This is a genomic window from Pseudomonas sp. LBUM1679 (assembly GCF_059695565.1).
The window spans coordinates 2344553-2366632 of the sequence record NZ_CP166774.1 but is presented as its reverse complement, the minus strand read 5'-3'; the positions used below and the strand labels follow the sequence as shown (position 1 = coordinate 2366632).

18 protein-coding genes and 2 pseudogenes are annotated in these 22080 nt (G+C 56.4%); 15 read left to right on the top strand and 5 right to left on the bottom strand.

Annotated features, from left to right (window positions below; all coding sequences use genetic code 11):
• Nucleotides 1–360: 360 nt before the first annotated feature.
• Complete coding sequence (locus ACA062_RS10995) at nucleotides 361–1986, bottom strand: sigma 54-interacting transcriptional regulator (RefSeq protein ID WP_497456379.1); 1626 nt, start codon at nucleotides 1984–1986, stop codon at nucleotides 361–363.
• Between the two features lie 266 nt (nucleotides 1987–2252).
• On the opposite strand from ACA062_RS10995, the gene mhpA reads away from it, so the two are divergent.
• From mhpA to ACA062_RS10960, 7 genes and pseudogenes are all read left to right on the top strand, one after another.
• Nucleotides 2253–3899 (top strand): bifunctional 3-(3-hydroxy-phenyl)propionate/3-hydroxycinnamic acid hydroxylase MhpA, encoded by a 1647-nt coding sequence (mhpA, locus tag ACA062_RS10990; RefSeq protein WP_497456378.1) that lies wholly within the window; start codon nucleotides 2253–2255, stop codon nucleotides 3897–3899.
• 25 nt (nucleotides 3900–3924) lie between these two features.
• Nucleotides 3925–4980, top strand: a complete 1056-nt coding sequence (locus ACA062_RS10985) for a maleylacetate reductase (protein ID WP_497456377.1) — start codon at nucleotides 3925–3927, stop codon at nucleotides 4978–4980.
• A 74-nt stretch (nucleotides 4981–5054) separates the two neighbouring features.
• Nucleotides 5055–5894: an intradiol ring-cleavage dioxygenase gene (locus ACA062_RS10980; protein ID WP_497456376.1), complete on the top strand. Its 840-nt coding sequence runs from the start codon at nucleotides 5055–5057 to the stop codon at nucleotides 5892–5894.
• 105 nt (nucleotides 5895–5999) lie between these two features.
• The gene (locus tag ACA062_RS10975; RefSeq protein ID WP_497456375.1) at nucleotides 6000–7244 is read left to right on the top strand and encodes an MFS transporter; all 1245 of its coding nucleotides are present in this window, start codon (nucleotides 6000–6002) and stop codon (nucleotides 7242–7244) included.
• Between the two features lie 161 nt (nucleotides 7245–7405).
• Nucleotides 7406–7609 (top strand): annotated as a pseudogene (gene thmT, locus ACA062_RS10970) (2-hydroxymuconate tautomerase); the annotation flags it as partial.
• A 91-nt stretch (nucleotides 7610–7700) separates the two neighbouring features.
• Nucleotides 7701–8645, top strand: a complete 945-nt coding sequence (locus ACA062_RS10965; protein ID WP_497456374.1) for a SphA family protein — start codon at nucleotides 7701–7703, stop codon at nucleotides 8643–8645.
• 353 nt (nucleotides 8646–8998) lie between these two features.
• Nucleotides 8999–9433, top strand: a complete 435-nt coding sequence (locus tag ACA062_RS10960) for a CBS domain-containing protein (RefSeq protein WP_497456373.1) — start codon at nucleotides 8999–9001, stop codon at nucleotides 9431–9433.
• Between the two features lie 264 nt (nucleotides 9434–9697).
• Here ACA062_RS10960 and ACA062_RS10955 read toward each other — a convergent pair.
• Nucleotides 9698–10264, bottom strand: a pseudogene (locus ACA062_RS10955) (transposase); the annotation flags it as partial.
• Between the two features lie 439 nt (nucleotides 10265–10703).
• On the opposite strand from ACA062_RS10955, the gene ACA062_RS10950 reads away from it, so the two are divergent.
• From ACA062_RS10950 to ACA062_RS10940, 3 genes are read left to right on the top strand one after another with little or no spacing between them, the layout of a single operon-like run.
• A complete protein-coding gene (locus ACA062_RS10950) occupies nucleotides 10704–11843 on the top strand; it encodes an ornithine cyclodeaminase family protein (RefSeq protein WP_497457399.1) in 1140 nt (379 codons plus the stop codon).
• Nucleotides 11844–11875: 32 nt separating this feature from the next.
• Nucleotides 11876–12298, top strand: coding sequence for a RidA family protein (locus tag ACA062_RS10945; protein ID WP_497456372.1), 423 nt, complete (start codon nucleotides 11876–11878; stop codon nucleotides 12296–12298).
• Between the two features lie 54 nt (nucleotides 12299–12352).
• The gene (locus tag ACA062_RS10940; protein WP_497456371.1) at nucleotides 12353–13648 is read left to right on the top strand and encodes an NAD(P)/FAD-dependent oxidoreductase; all 1296 of its coding nucleotides are present in this window, start codon (nucleotides 12353–12355) and stop codon (nucleotides 13646–13648) included.
• Between the two features lie 110 nt (nucleotides 13649–13758).
• Here the strand turns inward: ACA062_RS10940 and hpaR are convergent, their stop codons facing one another.
• Nucleotides 13759–14181 carry a homoprotocatechuate degradation operon regulator HpaR gene (gene hpaR / locus ACA062_RS10935; protein ID WP_497456370.1) on the bottom strand — a complete coding sequence of 141 codons (423 nt, stop codon included), beginning with the start codon at nucleotides 14179–14181 and terminating at the stop codon, nucleotides 13759–13761.
• 219 nt (nucleotides 14182–14400) lie between these two features.
• On the opposite strand from hpaR, the gene ACA062_RS10930 reads away from it, so the two are divergent.
• Entirely contained in the window at nucleotides 14401–15657 is a 1257-nt protein-coding gene (locus tag ACA062_RS10930; protein ID WP_497456369.1) for an OprD family porin, read from the top strand.
• On the opposite strand, the gene ACA062_RS10925 is transcribed toward ACA062_RS10930, so the two are convergent.
• Complete coding sequence (locus ACA062_RS10925) at nucleotides 15611–16840, bottom strand: Bcr/CflA family multidrug efflux MFS transporter (RefSeq protein ID WP_497456368.1); 1230 nt, start codon at nucleotides 16838–16840, stop codon at nucleotides 15611–15613. The genes ACA062_RS10930 and ACA062_RS10925 overlap by 47 nt on opposite strands.
• A gap of 224 nt (nucleotides 16841–17064) precedes the next feature.
• Nucleotides 17065–17970 (bottom strand): 4-hydroxyphenylacetate catabolism regulatory protein HpaA, encoded by a 906-nt coding sequence (hpaA, locus tag ACA062_RS10920; protein WP_497456367.1) that lies wholly within the window; start codon nucleotides 17968–17970, stop codon nucleotides 17065–17067.
• 177 nt (nucleotides 17971–18147) lie between these two features.
• Between hpaA and ACA062_RS10915 the strand changes: the two genes are divergently transcribed.
• The 4 genes from ACA062_RS10915 to hpaD all read left to right on the top strand — a co-directional run bounded on the left by ACA062_RS10915 (nucleotide 18148) and on the right by hpaD (nucleotide 22061).
• Nucleotides 18148–18822, top strand: a complete 675-nt coding sequence (locus tag ACA062_RS10915; protein WP_497456366.1) for a fumarylacetoacetate hydrolase family protein — start codon at nucleotides 18148–18150, stop codon at nucleotides 18820–18822.
• On the top strand, nucleotides 18819–19601 hold the full coding sequence (locus tag ACA062_RS10910) for a fumarylacetoacetate hydrolase family protein (protein ID WP_497456365.1): 783 nt from the start codon (nucleotides 18819–18821) through the stop codon (nucleotides 19599–19601). Before ACA062_RS10915 ends, ACA062_RS10910 begins: the two co-directional genes overlap by 4 nt.
• A 5-nt stretch (nucleotides 19602–19606) precedes the next feature.
• Nucleotides 19607–21067 (top strand): 5-carboxymethyl-2-hydroxymuconate semialdehyde dehydrogenase, encoded by a 1461-nt coding sequence (hpaE, locus tag ACA062_RS10905; protein ID WP_497456364.1) that lies wholly within the window; start codon nucleotides 19607–19609, stop codon nucleotides 21065–21067.
• 70 nt (nucleotides 21068–21137) lie between these two features.
• Nucleotides 21138–22061, top strand: coding sequence for a 3,4-dihydroxyphenylacetate 2,3-dioxygenase (hpaD, locus tag ACA062_RS10900; RefSeq protein ID WP_497456363.1), 924 nt, complete (start codon nucleotides 21138–21140; stop codon nucleotides 22059–22061).
• The last annotated feature ends 19 nt before the right edge of the window (nucleotides 22062–22080 follow it).

Here is a 22080-nt window from a genome sequence, read left to right as displayed (position 1 = left end):
ACGAAGCAAAAAACCTCAAATTAACCCAATAACAGAGCAGCAAAGGTCAACGAAGGGCCGAGAAACCACTCAATGTGGTGAGTAGGTTCTCCGGTGGTAGCCGTGCCTGAGTTCAGGCGATCTGAAAATCCGACTTTTTCAACAGAATCGGCCAGAAGGAGACACTCGCGACTTGCTAGACCAGCGGCGCTGGCGAGAACGAGTCCTACAGAACTCTCCTCATCCCTTCCCTTCTAGCTGGGCCCCACCGAAAGTTTCTATAAACTGTCGCGTCATCCAATGAATCTCGGCGCCAACGTCGTCCGCATGGGCGAGCCGATCCGCGACTATCAATTTACCAACTTGCCTAACTCTAGACCGCTAATCCCCAGAAGTTCGCGAAGGACCTTTTTTCAGACGATGCTCCAACTGTCGGCGAGTAATACTGAGAAGCCGCGCAGCCTTCGAGATGTTGCCATCAGCCCGAGCAAGTGCACGACTGACTGACGTATCGATGAGTTCTTCCAGGGGATGTTCATCCAGCCAACGCTCAATGATTTGCTGGCGTTGTTGTGGAGTATCGATTTTTTTTGGCAATTCCGGCTCCCGAATCGAAGAAAGAAACAGGTCACTCAGGCCGATGGGCTCATTTTCATCAGCCAGCACCACTCCGCGCTCGATGATGTTCTCCAGCTCTCGCACATTACCCGGGTAGTCGTACTCCAGGAGCGCCCGCACAGCCGCCCGCGAAAGTCCCTTAATCGAGCGTTTGTGCAAGGTGGAGAAGCGCTTGATGAAATAACGGATGAGCAATGGAATGTCGTTTCGCCGCTCGCGCAGAGCCGGAATGTGAATGGGCACTACGTTGATGCGATAGAACAGATCTTTACGGAAGCGGCCCTGTCGAACGTCTTCTTCCAAATCCGCATTTGTTGCGGCAATGACCCGAATATCGACTGGGTATGGGGCATCACCACCTAACCGATCCACTTCACGTTCCTGCAGCACGCGAAGAAGCTTTTCCTGCGCCACTGAGGTCAGGGTACCGATTTCGTCGAGGAACAGTGTGCCGCCATTAGCCTGTTCGAAACGCCCGGGCCTGGTACGCGTAGCGCCGGTGAAGGCGCCCTTTTCCACCCCGAACAGCTCCGACTCGATCAGCGTTTCTGGCAGTGCGGCGCAGTTGACGGCCACGAACGGTTTGCCTGCTCGGTGGCTGAGCTGGTGCAGCAGTCGGGCAAAGCGCTCTTTGCCGACGCCTGTCTCCCCTTGGAAAAGCACGGTGACATTCCGAGGCGCGATCTTCTCGATCCGTCTGCAAGTAGCGAGAAAGCTAGGGTCGGCTCCGATCAGATCGGAGATAGCCAGGGCGTCATCAAGTATCGGATCATTCAGGGAGGTATTGATGTAATCGGTGGAGCCGAACAACTCCAGCTGGTCAGCATCGGGCCCCCATTCCTCGATAGGCTTGCCGATGATACGGCATTGCGCATGCCCCATACCGCGACACTCAATCTCGCGAAACAGCACCGTGCGGCCGAAGAAGGCGCTGGTAAAGCCGGATGCATGGCCGATCTGCATCCAGCACACCGGTTCGGCGGAAAGGGGCAGATGCGCCAAGTGGGCGCTGGCCTCGATGGAGTCGTGCCAGATCTGTTCGACATAGTGGTGGCCGGACTCGACGTCCACCTCCATGCGCAGCGTCTCCACAAGAGTCACTCCTTCCATCGCGTGTAGCAATGGCCCAGCCATGAAGGCGTGATCGCTTTCGTCGCCCCGCAGGTTTCGCGCGAGCTCGGCATCGCTTGAACCGGCTGCATAGCCCATTCGCGCCAGGAGACGACGCGAGTGAGCAACGCCTATTTCGGCGATCAACTCACGCCGGAATGCAGCGAAAGCGGGCAATTTCATCAGGAAGGCACGCTGGTTGCCGAGCCAGATTTTGCCCTTTTCAGGCTCCAGTCGTAGCAGCTGGATCAAATCTTGTGGAAATTGTTGCGTATTCATGGCGATTCAACATTTTTGTTGTTATTCACATCACCTATAACAAATACGTTAATTAACAGCAATGCTTACTCTGACTGCTACCGATGAGTAAAATACTCAAGCGATTGTTTTATATGAATAATCAACTTTTTCGCAGCTTTGGCACACAGCTTGCTCTTCCTATCGTAGTCGTCATGCGCCGGAGGGTCCCCTCCCCGCAAGGCGAACTCCCAACAATAAGATAGTGGTACCGGACTTGGCAGTCCGGTGTCAGGAGAGTGATAACAATGACAATGAATGTGCTAAATCTCCCCGTGGATAGCTGCGATGCCACTGATCATTCTGACGCCGATGTCGCCATCGTCGGAGCCGGCCCGGTAGGTACCCTGCTTGCGATCCTGCTGGGTCAGAAAGGACACCGAGTAACACTCGTGGAGCGCTGGAAAGAGCGCTTTGAGCGCCCCCGCGCCGTGACTTTCGACCATGAGATTGCCAGGATCCTCGCTAGCCTCGGCATTGACTCCGACAACGACTCGGCCATCGACTACCACGACGACTTTTACTACTGGCGTGATGCCAAGGGTGAAGATCTGCAGATCGTCGACTGGAAAAGCACCTCGGCATCGGGTTGGCGGGTTCGTTACTGGTTCTATCAACCGGACCTCGAAAAGCGCCTGCTGGATATCGCCGCTACCATTCCGAGTATTCAGTTGATCCGTGGCTGGGAAGCCCAAACGCTCAGCCAGGATGAGAATGGTATTTGTCTGGGTGGCCACAGCGAAGGTTCAGAAGTGCCCACTCGAATTCGCGCCAAGTATGTTGTGGGCGCGGATGGCGCGAACAGTTTTGTGCGCAAGGAGCTGGACCTCAGCTTTGTCGATTGTGGCTTCTTCTACGACTGGTTGATCCTCGACATGATCCCGCATCAGGAGCTCGCAATCGATCCTGTGCATTGGCAGCTATGCGATCCGAAGCGGCCTACGACCATCGTGCCTGGCGGCCCCGGTCGCAAACGTTGGGAATTCATGGCTCTTCCCGGCGAATCTGCCGAAGAATTAGCGTCTCCTGAAAGTGCCTGGAAGCTGATGGCCCCTTGGGGAATTACGCCGGAGGTTGCAACGATCGAGCGCAGTGCCGTGTACCGCTTCCAGGCGTGCTATGCCGAATCCTGGCGCAACGGCCGCGGGCTGATTGCGGGTGACGCGGCGCACTTGATGCCCCCCTTTGCCGGAGAAGGCATGTGCGCGGGCCTGCGAGATGCAGTAGCCCTGAACTGGCGTCTGGATGCCATCCTCACCGGCAAGATGACGGATGAGGTGCTTGACAGTTACACCACCGAGCGTCGCGAACACGCCAAACACTACATCGAATTCTCCATGGAGCTCGGGCGCATCATCTGCATCACCGATCCGGCTGAGGCGGCAGAGCGTGACGTGCGCATGAAGGCAGAACTGGAAGCATCCGGGCGCGTTCCGGTACCCACCGACAAGGCAACCCTGGGCCCGGGAGCCTGGTGCCGCAATGCGGGTCATGCCGGCGAACTGTCGGTCCAAGGCATCGTCAGCAAAGGCGGGCAGCGTGGCCGCTTCGATGACATCGTCGGCCGCGGCTGGCTAGTCATCGGTTTCGGGGAGTCACCCCGCCAGGCGCTGAAAGCAAGTCAACTGGATGCTCTGGAGCAGATGAACGCGCAGTTCGTCACGCTGGGCGCAATCGGCAACCCCTGTGACGTGGAAGACGTTGACGGTACCTATGCTGCCTGGCTTGAAAGCATCAATGCGCGCTACCTGGTGATTCGCCCTGACTTTTATGTCGCAGCCAGCGCGTGGTCGGCCGATGCCCTGCAGCTCCAGCTGGATGAACTGCTGGAGCAGCTTTATCTGACGCCAGTCGACCAAGCCTTTCCATGCGCAGGCATCGTCACCTCCGCCTGACCGAACCGACCAGGAGTATTTTCTGATGACCGATTTCACCTACACCAACAACCCCGCACGAGTCATTTTCGGTGCAGGCAGCTCTCAGCGAGTGGCTGAAGAACTCAAGGCCCTGGGCTGTCAACGTGCCTTGGTGCTTTCAACCCCCTCGCAACGGGAGGACGCTGAACGGCTCAACGACACATTAGGAGGGCTGGGCGTCGGCGTATTTTCTAACGCGACAATGCACACGCCCGTCGAGGTGACCGAAGAAGCGCTGAGAACCTATATTGAGCTGGGCGCAGACTGCGTTGTGGCCATAGGGGGCGGCTCCACCATTGGCTTGGGCAAGGCAATTGCGTATCGCAACGACGCGCCGCAGGTGGTGGTGCCGACAACCTATGCCGGTTCTGAAGTCACACCGATTCTCGGGCAGACGGAAAACGGCATAAAAACCACCGTGAGTTCTGCGTCGATCTTGCCCGAAGTCGTGATCTACGACCCAGAGCTGACACTGGGGCTGCCCGTCTCCATGAGTGTTACTAGCGCCCTCAATGCAATGGCCCATGCGGTGGAAGCGCTCTATGCCCGCAATCGCAACCCCATCACCTCGCTGATGGCGGTGGAAGGAATTCGCGCGTTGAAGGAGGCCTTGCCGGGGGTGGTCCAGCAACCAGAGTGTATCGCCACTCGCAGTACGGCCCTATATGGCTCATGGCTGTGCGGCACAGTGCTGGGCACCGTCGGCATGGCCCTGCACCATAAGCTTTGTCACACCCTGGGCGGCAGCTTTAATTTGCCCCATGCCGAAACCCACGCCGTCATGCTGCCTCACACGGCTGCGTACAACCAGGTCGCTGCGGCTGACGCCTTGCGCCCCGTGGCCGAACTGTTCGGTGGACAGCTGGGAAGCGGATTCTACGACTTTGCCGCCGCGCTGGGTGCTCCGCTGGCTTTGAAGGATCTGGGCTTGAATGAACGCGACCTGGACCATGTGGCGGATTTGGCCGTCAAGAACCCCTACTGGAATCCGCGACCAGTCGAGCGGGATGCCATCCGCGAACTCCTGCAACGGGCCTGGTCCGGCCAACGACCGGAATAACCAAGCGGGGGCGACTGCGAGCGGAAACCCTCTACCCACCCGTTATGACCCCAAATACAATCCAGGTGGACAAGATGATCGAATTTTTTACCGAAGAAGGCTCGGCGAAGACCGTTAACGCACGCATGGGAGAAACCATTAACCCGCGCCTGCGCACCGTAATGGCTTCGTTGATTGAGCACCTCCATGGCTTCATCAAGGACGTTGAGCTGACCGAACCCGAATGGGAAGTGGCGATCGACTTCCTGACCAGGACGGGGCAAATCTGCTCTGAGCATCGTCAGGAATTCATCTTGCTCAGCGATACCCTGGGTGTCTCTATGCTGGTGGACGCCATCAACTCCCGGCGGCCCCAAGGCGCCACCGAAAATACGGTATTCGGGCCTTTCCACGTTGACGGCGCACCTATTCGTGAAATGGGTGACACCATCTCCCTGGATGAAAAGGGCGAAAGCTGTGTTTATGAAGGGCGAATCCTGGACTTACAAGGGAACCCCATCGAGGGCGCCGTGCTGGATGTCTGGTCAGACAACATTGATGGCTACTACGACGTGCAGCAACCGGACCTGCAACCAAAATGGAATAATCGTGGTCGATTTGTGACCGGAGCTGATGGACGCTACAGCTTCCGCGGCATCAAACCGGTGTCCTACCCTATTCCAGACGATGGCCCAGTGGGCCAGATGCTGGCGCAACTCGGACGCCATCCGTGGCGACCGGCGCATATGCATTTCATGCTCAGTGCCGAGGGTTACCAGCGCATCGTGACGCACACGTTCGCCGCCGGTGATGAGTACTTGACCTCCGACACGGTGTTCGGTGTGAAGGCCTCACTGATCCAGACATTCGAGCAGAGTCAAAATGGCGCCACTCAGTGGAAAGCCGAGTTTGACTTTGTCCTGGTGCCCCGCTAACCACCAGAACAGCTTTTTTCTACGCCTGGAACTCCCGTGCCGGTTGAGTGCGGCGACTTGTTGCGCCGGCACACTCCTATTACAAGAACAATAACGGAACACACTATGAAAAACCCACGCAGCTATCGTGCAGATGCTTCTTATGAGTGGAAAGCTGTAACTCTATTGGCGCTCGGCTTCGGACTGGTGAGTATCGATCGCTTCATGATCATGCCGCTGTTCCCAGTCATGATGAAGGACCTGAATCTGAATTATCAGGACCTCGGCCTTATCACGGGAATCCTCGCTGTGACGTGGGGTGTCTCGTCGCTATTCATGGGCAAGCTGTCCGATCGCTTCGGCCATCGCGCGATCATCGTGCCCGCCGTCATACTCTTTTCTCTGCTGGCCGGCTTCAGCGGACTGGCGAGCGGCCTGCTCAGCCTAATGTTGATTCGCGCGGTGATCGGCGCAGCGGAGGGCGCTTACACCCCGGCGAGTATTGTTGCGACACTGGATGCTTCGAAACCGAGCCGACACGGCTTGAACCTGGGTATCCAGCAGGCGGCAATGCCGCTCTTTGGGCTCGCACTGGCGCCGATTCTGGTGACTCAGTTGTTGCACGTCGTAGCGTGGCATTGGGTCTTCGCCCTGGTGATGATCCCCGGGCTGATCGTCGGATTTCTGCTGCATAAGGTGTTACGAAACACCGATCCGAACGCTGCTGCTGAACACACAATCACGCATGATGCGACCAGCCACCGCTGGACTGACGTTTTCAAAAGTCGCAATGTGCCGCTGAACATCCTTGGCATGATGTGCTGGCTGACGGTCCTCGTGGTGCTGGGCGCATTCCTGCCCAACTACCTGCTGGACTACATGGGGCTGAGCCTGGAGCAGATGGGCTATGTCCTCTCGGCCATTGGATTCGGAGGCGCTGCGGGGACCATCCTTCTGCCGTGCCTCTCCGACCGTATCGGTCGCAAGCCGGTCATGGTTCTGTCGGTCATCGGCGGCGTTGCCTCGCTCTATCTGCTGATCAACACCGGCGCCGACACTACCCGCTTGTTCATTTCCCTGTTTCTGACGGTCTTCTTCGACTTCGGACTCATTTGCCTGACCGTCGGCCCCGCAACCACCGAGTCAGTACCCGCACGGCTGATGTCGACCGCGTCTGGCTTCGTAGTCGGCATGGGTGAGATTTTCGGCGGCGGCATTGCGCCCAGCCTGGCGGGCTATGTCGCGCATAACCATGGCATCCAGTACACCTTGCTGTTGGCGATTGGGGCCATGGCCGCAGGGCTACTGATTACGCTTGCAATCAAGGAAACAGCACCGGTGCGTATCGCATCGGTCCTCAAAACCACCTGATTGCATTACCCATACACAGATTGAGCACAGAAACCTCGCCTGCGGTAAGGCAAGGTTTCCGGTCTTACTCATCGCAAAAAAAGCCATGACCGTCACCCCGCTGCACTGACTAACCACCAGGGCTACTTGCCACGAAATCAGTACCTCGAAACTTACCAAGGAAAACTTCCATGCCCATTATCACTATCAACCTGCTTGAAGGCCGCACTGATGATCAGAAAGAGCAGCTGATCCATGAAGTAACTGAGGCCTGTCACAAGGCCATTGGTGCGCCTCGGGAGTCAGTGAGGATCATCATCTCCGATATGCGCAAACAACATTACGGGATTGGCGGCGCCTCCAAGGCTAAGTCGGAAAGCCAGTGACGGCAGTCAAGAACTGCTGTCTATTTACGCCAAAGAATTTATGCATTATCACCCTTAATAAGTATTAAGTTCTGACATAGCGGAATTCACGATGAACCCTAATAAAAACAATATCGATACAATCAGAACATCACCACGACTCAGCATTCAGGGGCTCTTATTCGGTACAAGTCTGAGCCTGCTGACAGCAGGACTTTCAGGCCACGTACAGGCCACTGAGAGCGGCGGTTCCAGCTATCCAATGGGTGCCGAAAACTACATGAGCGGAGCCATGCCGCCACCAGGGATTTACGGCATTGTTTACTCCAGTCATTACGATGCAGATTCATTACGCGGCAACGGTGGGGAAAAACTGCCGGTGGATTTTCGAGTGCGGGCCAGTTCAATAGATCCGCGATTCATTTGGGTCACCGATCAACAGATATTGGGGGGGACCCTAGCGTTTCATACCATCATGCCATTGGTTGACCTCAACGTAGGCCTCAATGGCCAGTCGCAAAGAAAGCAAGGGCTGGGCGATATGACATTCGGGGCAGCGCTGGGCTACCACCTGAGCGACAAGCTACACACCATCGTCGCCCTCGATGTCATGGCTCCTACCGGTGAATACGACCGTCACGACTTGGCCAATATCGGTCGTAACTACTGGGATATCCAGCCTGTCTTGGCAGTGTCGTATATCGACCCCAAAGGTTTGAATGCCGATGCGAAAATCATGTATGACTTCAACCTGAAAAACCACGCTACCGATTACACGTCAGGCCAAGAGTTTCACGTGGACTATTCGATAGGTTGGGGGCTTGGCAATGGTTGGGTAGTGGGTGTGGGTGGCTACGTTTATCAGCAAACTACGGATGATCGGCAGAATGGTGAGCGTATCGAAAATAATAAGGGACGCGCGGTTGCCATTGGTCCCTCGATCAAATATGCCAGCAGCAAAGGTTGGTTTCTAACGGCGAAATGGCAACAGGAATCCAACGTACGAAATCGTGCGGAAGGTGAAGCCTACTGGTTGAAACTGACAGTACCATTTTAAAGTTGGCCGTTTCCGAAGCTGCCCCCATAAATTTCTATGGTGGGCACCTTTGTCACGATATATATCGTGGAACACATTCAACTTGCATTAGCACGCTGATATCGGCTGTGACATCTGAATCATCCGCCTGACGGAGTCAGCATTCTGAACTTTCGACGCCTGTTGAAGAAACACGAGTCAAGTCGGTGGTTGACATTCCGGTGCAGGATTTCACGACCCGCCGACTCAATTGATAAACGCCATGGATCGGGGCTGGTTCTGCCTCGCTCCGAGGCTCTCGGCGCAAGCACCGAAGAGGCCGCCAGACCTATTGTTTGGAAGGACAGTCGATGTGCATAGACTAGGAAATTAACATGAGAATCGTTGCACAAGCTCTCGCCGCCAAGGCACAAGAAAAAACTCATTCAATCTCTCCTGACGCTACAGTGTTCGAAGCCATAAGTCGTATGGCTGAAAAGAATGTGGGGGCACTCATCGTCCAGGAGCTCGACCAGCTCGTCGGTATCGTCAGTGAGCGCGACTATGCTCGAAAATTGGTCCTGCTCGGTCGCGCATCAGTGGCGACGCCGGTGAGCGCCATCATGAGCACTCCGGTCATTACGGTCACGCCAAAAGAATCCACGCAACGCTGCATGCAACTGATGACCAAAGGTCATATACGTCATCTTCCCGTTGTAGAAGACGACAAGGTCATTGGTATTGTCTCCATAGGAGACTTGGTCAAAGAAATTATTACTGAACAACAAGATCTTATTGAACACCTTCAAAAGTACATTCGCGGAGAGTGATGTGTTCCCGATTGAATGCCACGCTGATCGTAGTTGAGTATCGGACCGGCGTTTGTCGATGCACTGGATGTCCATATTGCTGTAACCCATGGCCTGGCGCCAACCTTGTATATCGAAGCGCACTTCACAGCCGAAAGGGCGGATCTGCTACCTGCCACTTCCGCCAATCGGCTATGGCCTTTGGCTGGCTTCGCACAGGCAGCTTTGGGTTGTGGATTCAACCGGTCGATGCAACAGATTGGCTAAATCGTTCAGCGGGGGAAGCAACTCCTTCTTCAGAGCCCCGCGAGCCTGTATGAAGAGTGTGCAATAGATCGTCTCGTGTGACACCTGATAGCTCGTATCGTCCGGGTAAGTGCGCTTTAGCCAGCCGGCAATTTGCTCCGGTGACCACTGCAATTGAAGCTTGTCTGCAACAATTTGCGCCACCGCACGGTTCTCAACAAGCTTGCAGACCTTAGGTCGATGGGCGCGATCCCAGGCAGCCTGATCAGCTTGAATAGCTCGGTAATATCCTTGACCACCGTTACGCCTGATCTCACGGCTAACGGTCGAAGCTGCTCGCCCCAGCAGCGTTGCAATGGAACGGACCGAGTTACCTGCCACCACTGCACGCGAAATCTCTTCGCGTTCAGCCAACGTCAGCGCCAATCTGGACCTGCGGCGTACAGTGGGTCTGATACCGCCTGTTTCCGACAAGATACGCTGTATCGATGAGTGATTTCGATCAAATAGCTGGGCTATGTGCTGGAGAGAGTCGCCTTTCTGCCAGTGATCCCACATCAGTTTTTTCTGGCTTTCGGTGTAATAGATCCGAGGTCTCTGCTTCATTTGCAACACTCCTTCTGCTTACACAGAATTTAGTTGTGTTGCGTCGACCGGTTGAATCCACAGTCGATAACTGTCAGTCAGCAATATCAGCTCAAGTCCAACTTTAGTCGGCCGTATCGGCGAACAAGCGAACAAGCGAACAAGCGAACAACTTAGCCGTTCCTAACGCCATCGGTTCAAGGCTGATTCAGGGTTTTGGCCCTCTTCTCCAGCTTGGCACTGACAGTCAAGTCGTGTGGCGCTCCCAATCAAGACAACCTACCGATCGTTAGTAAAAAATAAAAACGTAAAAAACAACAACTTCGCGCGAAACAGCCTGCAGGGCATCCGCTGAATCGGACCCTACTCTCTCTATGCGGCGACCGCCGGCGGCAGCAAGCGCGGTTCGTGCCATTTGGCGGGCAGCTGCTTTGAAGCATTAAATTGGTTTGAGATAAACATGACTCACAATCCTAAAATCGATTTCATCTACCTGTCAGAACAGGACATGATCCGGGCTGGTGTCACCGACATGGCTACTTGTGTCGATACCATGGAGGAAATGTTTGGCCTGCTGTATCAGGGCGATTACCGCATGGCTGGCCCGAATAACGATTCGCACGGCGCTATGGTGACCTTTCCGGAGAATTCACCGTTCCCCAACATGCCCAAACCCACTGCAGATCGTCGAATGATGGCGATGCCCGCCTACTTGGGCGGCAGCTTTTGCACAGCAGGCGTGAAATGGTACGGCTCCAATATCGCCAACCGCGAAAAAGGCCTGCCGCGTTCGATCCTCATGTTCACCCTCAACGACCCGGACACCGGCGCGCCGTTAGCACACATGTCGGCAAACCTGTTGTCGGCCTACCGCACCGGTGCCATTCCGGGCGTAGGCGCGAAACACTTGGCGCGCAAAGACTCCAAGGTTATTGGCTTGCTGGGACCTGGTGTGATGGGCAAAACCACCGTCGCTGCATTCATGGCCGTCTGCCCCCTGGTCGACACGATCAAGGTCAAGGGTCGTGGCCAAAAGAGCTTGAACGACTTCATCCGCTGGGTCGAAGAGACCTACCCACAGATCGTCAACATCCACATCGTCGACACCCTTGAACAGGTTGTGCGGGATTCGGATCTGGTCTGCTACGCCAGTTCCGGCGAAGTCGGCAACCCCGACATCTATCCGATCGTCCGTCGGGAATGGGTCAAGCCCGGCGCGTTTCTGGCGATGCCCGCGTCCTGCAACATCGATGAAGCGATGGAACAGGCAGATTTACGTAAGGTAGTAGATAACACCGGTCTCTATCAGGCTTGGTACGAAGAACTTCCCAAGCCAGCGCACCACCATGTTCCGGTCATCGGTGTGCGCTTCATGGACATGATCGCCGAAGGAAAACTGCGTCCCGAGCAAATCGAAGACATCGGCAAGATCATCTGCGGCGAAGCACACGGTCGTCAGAACGACGAAGAAATCATCCTCATGTCAGTTGGCGGCATGCCAGTCGAGGATGTGGCCTGGGGCACTGTCATTTACCGCAATGCCATCGAGAAAGGTATTGGCGTGAAATTGAACCTGTGGGATGCGCCGACTCTGTCCTGATCCTCGTCCATTTTTTGAAAAAGGTTTCCAGCATGACTCATATTACCAAACTCAAAACCGGCTCGAAGTTCGAAGAGATGGCCAGCTACTCCCGCTTGGTGGCGGTGGATAACTGGATCTACGTGTCCAACACCGCAGGCCGCAACCCGGACACTCAAGTCATCCCTGAGGATGTGATGGAACAGGCGCATCAAGTATTCGCCAACATCGAGCGGGCTCTGGCCGCAGTAGATTCAAGCCTGGCGGACGTCGTCTGCTCCCGCGTGTTTATCCAGAACCCGGAAGATGTTCCGAGTGTGATGGCGTTGATCGGCGAAAAGTTTCGCGGTATCAACCCGGCCAGCACCGTGACCTGTCCACCGCTGGGATCGACAGTCTACAAAGTGGAACTGGAAGTGACTGCCTACCGCGGCGCTTCAAGTGCGCAGGTTCAGGAAATTACCCTGGCCTCTTAACGAGTAGATCAAACCCTTTGGGCACTGTCGCCCGTGTTTCAGTTGAGTCTTTCCATGTCGCCCACAATCGCACCCGTCTCTACCTCAAGCCAGCTGCCACCAGCAACCACTGTCGTCATCATCGGAGGAGGCATCATCGGCCTGACCGCTGCATTGACACTGGCAGAACGCTCCATTCCGGTGGTGGTGATAGAGAAAGGCCGGATCGCAGGCGAACAGTCGTCCCGCAATCTGGGCTGGGTACGAAAGACCAGTCGGCACGCTGAAGATATTCCGCTGGCACTGGCGGCTGATCGTCTTTGGGCGCAGATGCCCGAACGGGTAGGTGCCGATGTCGGCTATCGTCAGGCGGGCATCATGTTCCTTGGGCGCACGGAAGCGCAGATGAGCATGCACGAAAACTGGCTAAAAAGTGTTGAGCACCTGTCACTGGATTCCCGGCTACTCAGCAGGCAGGAAATCGCCGTGCGCGTGCCGGGCGGAAAGGGCGACTGGGCGGGCGGAATCTACACCCCCTCGGATGCACGGGCCGAACCGACACTGGCTTCCAGCGCAATCGCCCGTGCAGCGATAGCCAAGGGTGCCGTCATCGTCGAGAACTGCGCTGTCAGGACATTAGTGACCACCGGCGGCCGCATCAGTGGCGTCATGACCGAGCAGGGTGAAGTCCATTGCGAACAAGTACTATTGGCGGGTGGCTTATGGTCGAGAAAGTTTTTGGGGAACCTCGGCGTAGATCTTCCGACACTGCCTTTGACCTGCTCTGTACTTCGCACCAAACCCATGGACGGGCCCACGGACATCGCGGTGGGCGCGCCTGACTTTTCGTTTCGCAAGCACAAGGACGGCGGTTTCATCATTACTCAGCGAGGCAAACTGGACGCCTTCCTCACGCTTGATCATTTGCTGCTGGGGCGACGTTATCTTCCACAATTGAAAGCGCAACGGGATTTTTTGCGTATTTCATTCGGCAAATACTTTTTCAAGGATCTGGCACTGGCACGTCGCTGGAAGGGTGAAGACGTTACGCCATTTGAACGTATCCGAATACAGGATCCACAGGTCAATACCGAGCTCAACAATGATGCGCTGCGCAATTTGAAAGCGGCATGGCCGGTTTTCGAACACGCGCAGATCGAACAGGCCTGGGCTGGCACTATCGACGTAACGCCAGACTCCAACCCCGTTATTGGCCGGGTCACCAAAATTCCTGGCTTGACCGTTGCGACCGGCTTCTCCGGCCACGGCTTCGGCACCTCACCAGCGGCAGGTCAACTGGCAGCGGATCTGGTCTCCGAGGAGAAGCCGATCATCGACCCGACCCCGTATCGGTTTGAACGCTTTCACTAAGATGGTCTGCATGGCTGCCAGACGACTGAAACTGTCGACTGGCGCCGCTATGACCGAGGTCACCTCTGCCCTACCACCATTGTCAGACCGACAGGTTTTCCGCAACCGCTCTAAGGCTTGATCTTTTTTAGTTCGCTCAAGAGTTCAAGCAACTGCTGCATTTTTTCATCCCCGAACTGTCGCTGGATCTCCAGATACCCTCGCTCCATCCCCTCGCTCATCGACAAAAAGCACTGATGCCCTTCGAGCGTCAGACTCAGGAATATCCGTCGTTGATCCTCGCTCGACTTTCGCCGCGTAACCAGGCCGTCTCGCTCAAGGCGCTTTAACACCCCGCTCATGCTGGGCTTGAGGATGCAGGCCATGTGCGCCAACTGATGACTCTCCAGTTCGCCCTGCTGACGCAGGATCCTGATCACGCGCCACTGCTGCTCCGTGAGGTCGTGGGCATTCAAACCAGGGCGAAAAAATGCCATGGCCGCTTCGCGGGCCTGAAGCAAGGTAAGGGTCAGAGAAGGTCTAGGGGTCGTCATGGCATCGGTGTGAAGTTAATGAACCTACAGCTTAAGGCGAGCGATCGGCACACGCAACCAGTCTTCTTCCATGCCTTTACCCCCACGAGACGCGCATTCCTACGGAGTGTATTCGCCATAAAACGCGCAAAAAGTACTTTTAAGCATATAGATAACATGTTAACAATATAATCATTACTGAAAACACGATCCCGACAAAAACAACAAAGGAATCATCCAATGCGAGTACGCATACCCCGTGCGTGGGTAACTCTTGGCTTGTGCACCGCTCCCCTTTCCTTCAACGCGAACGCTGATTTTTTTGGCGACAGCAAAGCCACTCTCGAGACTCGCAACTACTACTTCAATCGTGATTATGTGCAGCACAATGCGCCTCAAAATCAGGCAGCCGAATGGGCGCAGGGGATGCTTCTGCGGTTTGAGTCAGGGTATACGGTCGGGGCGGTGGGATTGGGGCTGGATGTCTTGGGCCAGCTTGGCCTGAAGCTCGACTCCAGCCCTGACCGCCACGGCACTGGATTGCTCCCCTACGGTGCCAGCGGCAGGGCGCCGGAAAACTACAGCGAACTGGGCGTGACCGCAAAGGCACGTTTTTCGCAGACAGTCTTGAAGGTTGGCACCCTGCAGCCTCAGTTGCCTGTGGCGGCTTTCAACGACACCCGACTGCTGCCTTCCACATACACCGGCGGGCTGATCACCTCGAAGGAAATCAACGGGCTGACTCTCAACCTGGGCCGGCTTGAAAAGCAGAATATGCGCGATTCCAGCAGCAATGACTCAATGAGCTATGCCGGTGTCAAAACCAATCATCTGGACCTGATTGGCGGCTCCTATTCGCTGACACAGAATCTGACAGCCAGTTACTACCATGGCCAAATGAAGAATATCTACCATCAGGATTTCGTGGGGGTGGCACATGATCTGCCGCTGGGGGAAGGCGTCAACCTGAAGTCAGACCTGCGCTACTTCGTGACGGGGGAAGACGGAGAACATCGCCTGAGATCCACAACACAGGTCAATGGCGGTCGTATCGATAACCGCTTTTTTAATGGCATGGAGAGCCTGAGCATTGGCGGACATCGATTCGGGATTGGTTACCAGAACCTGTCAGGCAACGGCGATTTCGCATACCCGGGCCTTGATCCCTACTCCGTCAACCTGGCCACCATCAACGTGTTCACCAAGGCTGAAACGGACGCCTGGCAACTCCGTTATGACTATAACTTCGCCGCAATAGGAGTTCCGGGCCTGTCCTTCATGACGCGCTACCTCAGCGGTAACCACATTGAAACCGCGCAAGTCAGCGGTGGCACCGAAAGGGAACGCGATACTGACCTTAGCTACATCATTCAGAGCGGTGCCTTCAAGAACGTCAGCTTACGGTTGCGCAATGCCACGCTGCGTTCAGGCGACGGGTTGACCACTGATATCAATGAGACCCGCCTGATCGTTGGCTATAACCTGTCGCTCTGGTAGCCCGTTGCGACCACCAAACTACAAGGTACGCGCTCCCACTGCCAATGCCTGCAATGGCCATTGCCACGCACATTGGCAAAGGCGTGCCATCCATGAACGACGCCGTAACAGCGCTGAAGCCGGCGCCAAGCGCAAACTGTCCCGAGACCGCCAGCCCCGCAGCAGCCCCCGCCTGGTGCGGGAACAACCCCAGCAGGCTAGCGATGCTATTGGCACCGAGCAGGCCGGTGACACTGACGTAGACAATCACGCAACCGACTATGGAGAACAGCCCGGCATTACCGGACAGCCCCAGAATCAGCAGCGAAACACCCGCCCCGCCCGCAATCACCGCCCCCATTCCAAGCATGCGCAAAACCCCAAAATGCTTGACCCACCGCGCATTAACCAGCGTCACGACAATGACTCCTGCGATATTGGCCCCAAACAGCAATGCATAGGTCAGCGGTGAAACCCCGAAGAAGTCGACATATACGAAAGGCGATGCGGTGATGAAAGCGAACATGCCTGCGAAGGACAGCCCCATGCAGAGCATGTAACCCCAGGCCCGAGGCTGCCGTGCAATCAGCCAGTAGGCAGCGAAGGCCGCGGATAACGAACGCCCGCGCCCCTCGGCAAAATGCGTTTCGGGAATCCAGCGCCAGGTCGCGCCGAAGCATGCCGCCGAAAACACCAGCAAGCCGATGAAGATTCCGCGCCATCCACTCCATTCCATTATTACGCTGCCCGCCAGCGGAGCGACGAGTGTCGCGATCATCGTAACCAAATGCATGAGCGATAGCACTTTAGCGGCCTCATCAAGGGCGAACAGATCACGGACAATCGCCCTGGCCAGCACGGACGCCGCCGCTCCGCCCAGCGCCTGGACAAAGCGGAAGAAGATCAACTGTTCGATAGTCGAAGCCGAGGCACAACCCACGGTCGCCACAAGGTAGAGCGCCATTCCTCCCAGCAAGACTGGCCGACGCCCAAAGCGATCGGACAATGGCCCATAGACCAGCATACCCAAACACAGGCCGAGCAGGAAAACCCCGATGGTCATTTGTACATGGCCAGGATCGGTCGAGAGGCTGCGGGTTATCTGAGGCAAGCTGGGAAGGTAGGTATCAATGGACAACGGGGCGAACGCGACTAACGCGGCGAGTAGCACGATCAGTCGTTCAGGTTTTTTGGAGGAGGACATGGGATTACCGCAAACTATGGTGACAAACAACGTTAACATGTTACTGAAAAAGCCATGTAATCATTCTCACCGGCACAATGGAAAGTGCAATCTGTCCACCGTAAATGACATGTTCCTATCCCCGCGCATCTAGCAACATAAGCGCTCTCACTTTCTTCAACCGCGCCAGACACGGTTTTTTTTGCTCCCAGTGAACGAAAAACGAGAATGTACCGATGCGAAACCTAACGCAGTCCCGCCTGACGTTGCCGATATTCTCCCGGCGTCATTTGCGCGTACCGCTGAAAGAAACGACTGAAGTACGCCGGGTCCTTGAAACCAAGTTGATAGCAGATTTCGTTGGCCGACCCACCAGTGAACAACAGCAGACGTTTAGCCTCTTGCATCACCCTCTCCAACACCAGCCGCTTGGAAGGCAAATCGGCGACTCTGCGACAAACATCATTGAGCCGAGCCTCCGTCACACCCATACAGTCCGCATATTTGCCCAGCGGCCAATGTTCGAGGTAGTGCTCCTCGATGAGTTCGTTGAAGCGATGGAATATTTGCAGATCTTCGTGCCGGGCCGGTGTGGCTTCCAGGGAACTGGCGCACAGACGCAGCAAACTGATCAGCACGAGCCTGGTCAAGTTCAGTACTGCCGTACCCTGACCTGCCGCCGGCGTACTCAGCTCCGCTCGCAGTTCTTCGAACAGAAACTCAAGCCGACGCGCCTCAGCCTGAAACTCCGGCGCGATCCGGTCGAGCGCCACGCAAGCGGCGGGAATAAGCGGACCCGGAGCCAGACCCGGCTCGCTTTCCAGCAACTGCCAGACCAACTGCTGACGAACAGTGAGCACATGTCCGTCGCTGTCGGCTTCGGTAACGAACGAGTGGGGAATGGTCGGAGGGGTAAAGAAGAACATTGGTCCCGATTCGACGTATTGCTGGTCATCCAGATAGACGCGCACAGAGCCACTCTTGACGTAGTGAACCTGGAAAAAGCGATCGTGGCGATGCACCGGCATATTACGTCCGAAGAAGCCGGCGAGATTGCCGAGCTTGTCGTAATGCACCTCGCTGTCGCTATACCGCTGATCGTAAACCTTGCCAATGTTGATGTTTGGGATCGGATGGCGATCGATCGTCATTGCTGCCTACTCATAATTTTTGCGATTGCGGCGTACCGCCATGCTCATGGTGCACCTGTCACCCGGTGATCGCCACCACCCTTTAAGGGTTGACGATCGTTAACATATTAACTATAACATTAACACATTAACAATTTGAGCGGAGCACCATTGCTTCGCCACTGCCAGGAGAAAAGCATGAGCCGTGCATTGCTGGACGTTGCGAACGGCACCTTGTTTGGCGTCGCGCTGAATTATCAGGGTCTGGTGGAAGAGCATCTCGCTCAATTCCACGAAGCGCCGTACAAGCAGCCGCCCGTCAAACCGGTGTTGTTCATCAAGACCCCGAACACTCGCAATGGCCATGACCAGGCAGTGGTGTACCCCAACGGAGTGCAGCGCTTGCAACCAGGTCCGGCACTGGGCGTCGTGATCGGCAAAGATGCCAGCCGCGTGAGTGAAGAAAATGCTCTGGATTTCGTTGCCGGCTACACAATCGTCAACGAGTTCAGCCTGCCCGAGGACAGCTACTACCGCCCTGCCGTCAAGGCCAAATGCCGTGATGGCTTCTGCTCTATCGGCCCTGAACTGATCCCACGCGATCAGGTGGCAGATCCGAACGCGCTGGAGCTCAAGCTTCTGGTGAACGGCCAGATTCGCCAACAGAACTCCACCACCCGATTCGTACGTAGCGTTTCGCGACTGATCGCCGAAATCAGCGAGTTCATGACGCTGCATGAAGGCGATGTGCTGATCACCGGCACACCCGAAGGCCGCGTCGACGTTCAGCCTGGCGATCACGTCGAAGTCGAGATCACCGGCCTTGGCCGCCTCGTCAACCACATCGTCGCCGAGCAGGAGACCGCCCAATGAAACACGCACGCATCCGCTTTGAAGGCGAAGTTCATGTCGCCACGGTTGAAGACGACGACACGCTTCTCTTAACCGATGGCCGCCGTATCAGTGCTAGCCAGGTCGAGTGGCTGCCTCCGGCGACCGGTAGCATGTTCGCCTTGGGCTTGAACTATGCCGACCACGCCAAGGAGCTGGCCTTCGCGCCCCCCACCGAGCCACTGGCCTTCATAAAATCGCCGGGCACTTACACTGGTCACAATCAAACAACCTGGCGTCCGGACAACATCGCCTATATGCACTACGAGTGCGAACTGGTGGCAGTGATTGGCAAACCTGCGAAGAACGTGAAGCGTGAAAATGCGCTGGAATATCTAGCGGGTTACACGGTTTGTAACGACTACGCAATCCGTGACTACCTGGAAAACTACTATCGCCCCAACCTGCGGGTGAAAAACCGCGACGCCACCACCCCGGTAGGTCCATGGATCGTCGATGTGGCCGATGTGCCAGATCCGTCCAACCTGAAGCTGCGCACCTGGATCAACGGTGAACTGAAACAGGAAGGCACCACCGCGGACATGATCTTCGATATTCCGTACCTGATCGAATACTTCTCCAGCTTCATGACCTTGCAACCCGGCGACATGATCGCCACTGGCACTCCAGAAGGACTGGCCGACGTGGTGCCGGGGGATGAAGTGATCGTAGAGGTCGAGGGTGTCGGCCGTCTGATCAACCGTATCGTCAGCGAAGCTGACTTCTTCAAGAACAAAAAACTCGCTGAGCAAGAGGCGTAATCAACATGATCAAGCACTGGATCAACGGCCGAGAAGTCGAAAGCAAAGATGTATTCGTAAACTACAACCCAGCGACCGGAGAGGCGATTGGCGAGGTTGCCAGCGGCGGTGCAGTGGAAGTAGCGCAAGCTGTTGCAGCTGCCAAAGAAGCCTTTCCAAAGTGGGCCAATACCCCAGCGGCGCAACGTGCCAAACTCATGCGCAAGCTCGGTGAGTTGATTGAACAGAACGTTCCGCGACTGGCAGAACTGGAGACGCTGGACACCGGTCTGCCGATCCATCAGACCAAGAACGTGCTGATCCCGCGCGCCTCCCACAACTTCGACTTCTTCGCCGAAGTCTGCACACGCATGGACGGTCACTCTTACCCGGTGGACGACCAGATGCTCAACTACACGCTGTATCAGCCAGTGGGTGTATGTGGCCTGGTATCGCCGTGGAACGTGCCGTTCATGACCGCGACCTGGAAAACAGCGCCTTGCCTGGCGCTGGGCAACACTGCGGTTCTGAAGATGTCCGAACTGTCCCCGCTGACCGCCAACGAATTGGGTCGTTTGGCCGTCGAAGCCGGCATTCCGAATGGCGTGCTGAACGTGATCCAGGGTTACGGCGCCACCGCAGGTGATGCACTGGTTCGTCACCCAGACGTCCGTGCGATCTCCTTCACCGGCGGCACCGCTACCGGCAAGAAAATTATGCAGACTGCTGGCCTGAAAAAATACTCGATGGAACTGGGTGGCAAATCCCCAGTGCTAATCTTCGAGGACGCCGACCTTGAGCGCGCCTTGGACGCAGCCCTGTTCACCATCTTTTCGTTGAACGGCGAGCGCTGCACCGCGGGCAGCCGGATTTTTATCCAGGAAAGCGTGTATCCGCAGTTCGTGGCCGAGTTCGCCGCGCGCGCCAAGCGTCTGATCGTGGGCGATCCGCAGGATCCGAAAACCCAAGTCGGATCGATGATCACTCAGGCCCACTACGACAAGGTCACCGGCTACATCAAGATTGGTCTGGAAGAAGGTGCCACCCTGCTCGCGGGCGGCCTGGAGCGGCCGGCCAATCTGCCTGCCCACCTGAGCCGTGGTCAGTTCATCCAGCCGACCGTATTCGCCGATGTGAACAACAAAATGCGCATCGCCCAGGAAGAGATCTTCGGCCCAGTGGTGTGCCTGATCCCCTTCAAGGACGAAGCCGAGGCGCTGCAACTGGCGAACGACACCGAGTACGGCCTGGCCTCGTATATCTGGACGCAGGACATCGGCAAGGCTCATCGCCTGGCACGAGGCATCGAAGCTGGCATGGTGTTCATCAACAGCCAAAACGTACGTGACCTGCGTCAGCCGTTCGGCGGCGTCAAAGGCTCGGGCACTGGCCGTGAAGGCGGACAATACAGCTTCGAAGTCTTTGCCGAGATCAAGAACGTCTGCATCTCCATGGGTAGCCATCACATCCCTCGCTGGGGCGTGTAACCGGACTTCTCCCGCTCCGGACGTTTCTGTCCGTCGCGGGAGAACCGAACAACAAGAAAGGAGCCTCATCATGGGCAAGCTGGCATTAGCAGCCAAGATTACGCACGTTCCCTCCATGTACCTCTCCGAGCTGCCCGGTCCGCGGCATGGGTTTCGTCAGGCGGCCATCGACGGCCACTACGAAATCGCCCGTCGCTGCCGCGAGCTCGGGGTAGACACTATCGTGGTGTTCGACACCCACTGGCTGGTCAATGCCAACTATCACGTATTGTGCGGGCCGCACTTCAAGGGTGTGTATACCAGCAACGAACTACCGCACTTCATCAGCAACATGGAGTATGAATTCCCTGGCAATACCGAGCTGGGCTTGCTACTGGCCGAGGAGTGCAACCGCTACAAGGTCGAGACCATGGCGCACCACGCCACCACGCTTGGCCCGGAGTACGGCACGCTGGTTCCAATGCGCTACATGAACAAGGACCAGCACTTCAAGGTGGTCTCGGTTTCGGCACTGTGCACCTCGCACTACCTGGCTGACAGTGCGCGTCTGGGCTGGGCCATGCGCAAGGCCGTGGAAGATCACTACGACGGCACAGTGGCGTTCCTGGCCAGTGGCTCACTGTCACACCGGTTTGCGCAGAACGGCCAGGCGCCGGACTTCGCCACCAAGGTGTGGAGCCCGTTTCTGGAAACTCTTGACCATCGCGTCGTGAACATGTGGGAGAACGGCGAGTGGGCCGAGTTCTGCGGCATGCTCCCCGAATACGCCGCCAAGGGCCACGGCGAAGGCTTCATGCACGACACCGCAATGCTCCTAGGCGCATTGGGCTGGAGTGACTACGACGGTAAGGCCGAGGTCGTGACGCCTTATTTCGGTTCCTCCGGCACAGGTCAGATCAACGCAGTGTTCCCCGTGACGCCGCAGGACGGCTCCAATATTCCTCCTGCCCAGGCTGCCAACCCGGGCGCGATCACGCCGACGAGTCGTCTCTGACCGGCAGTGACGTAAACAC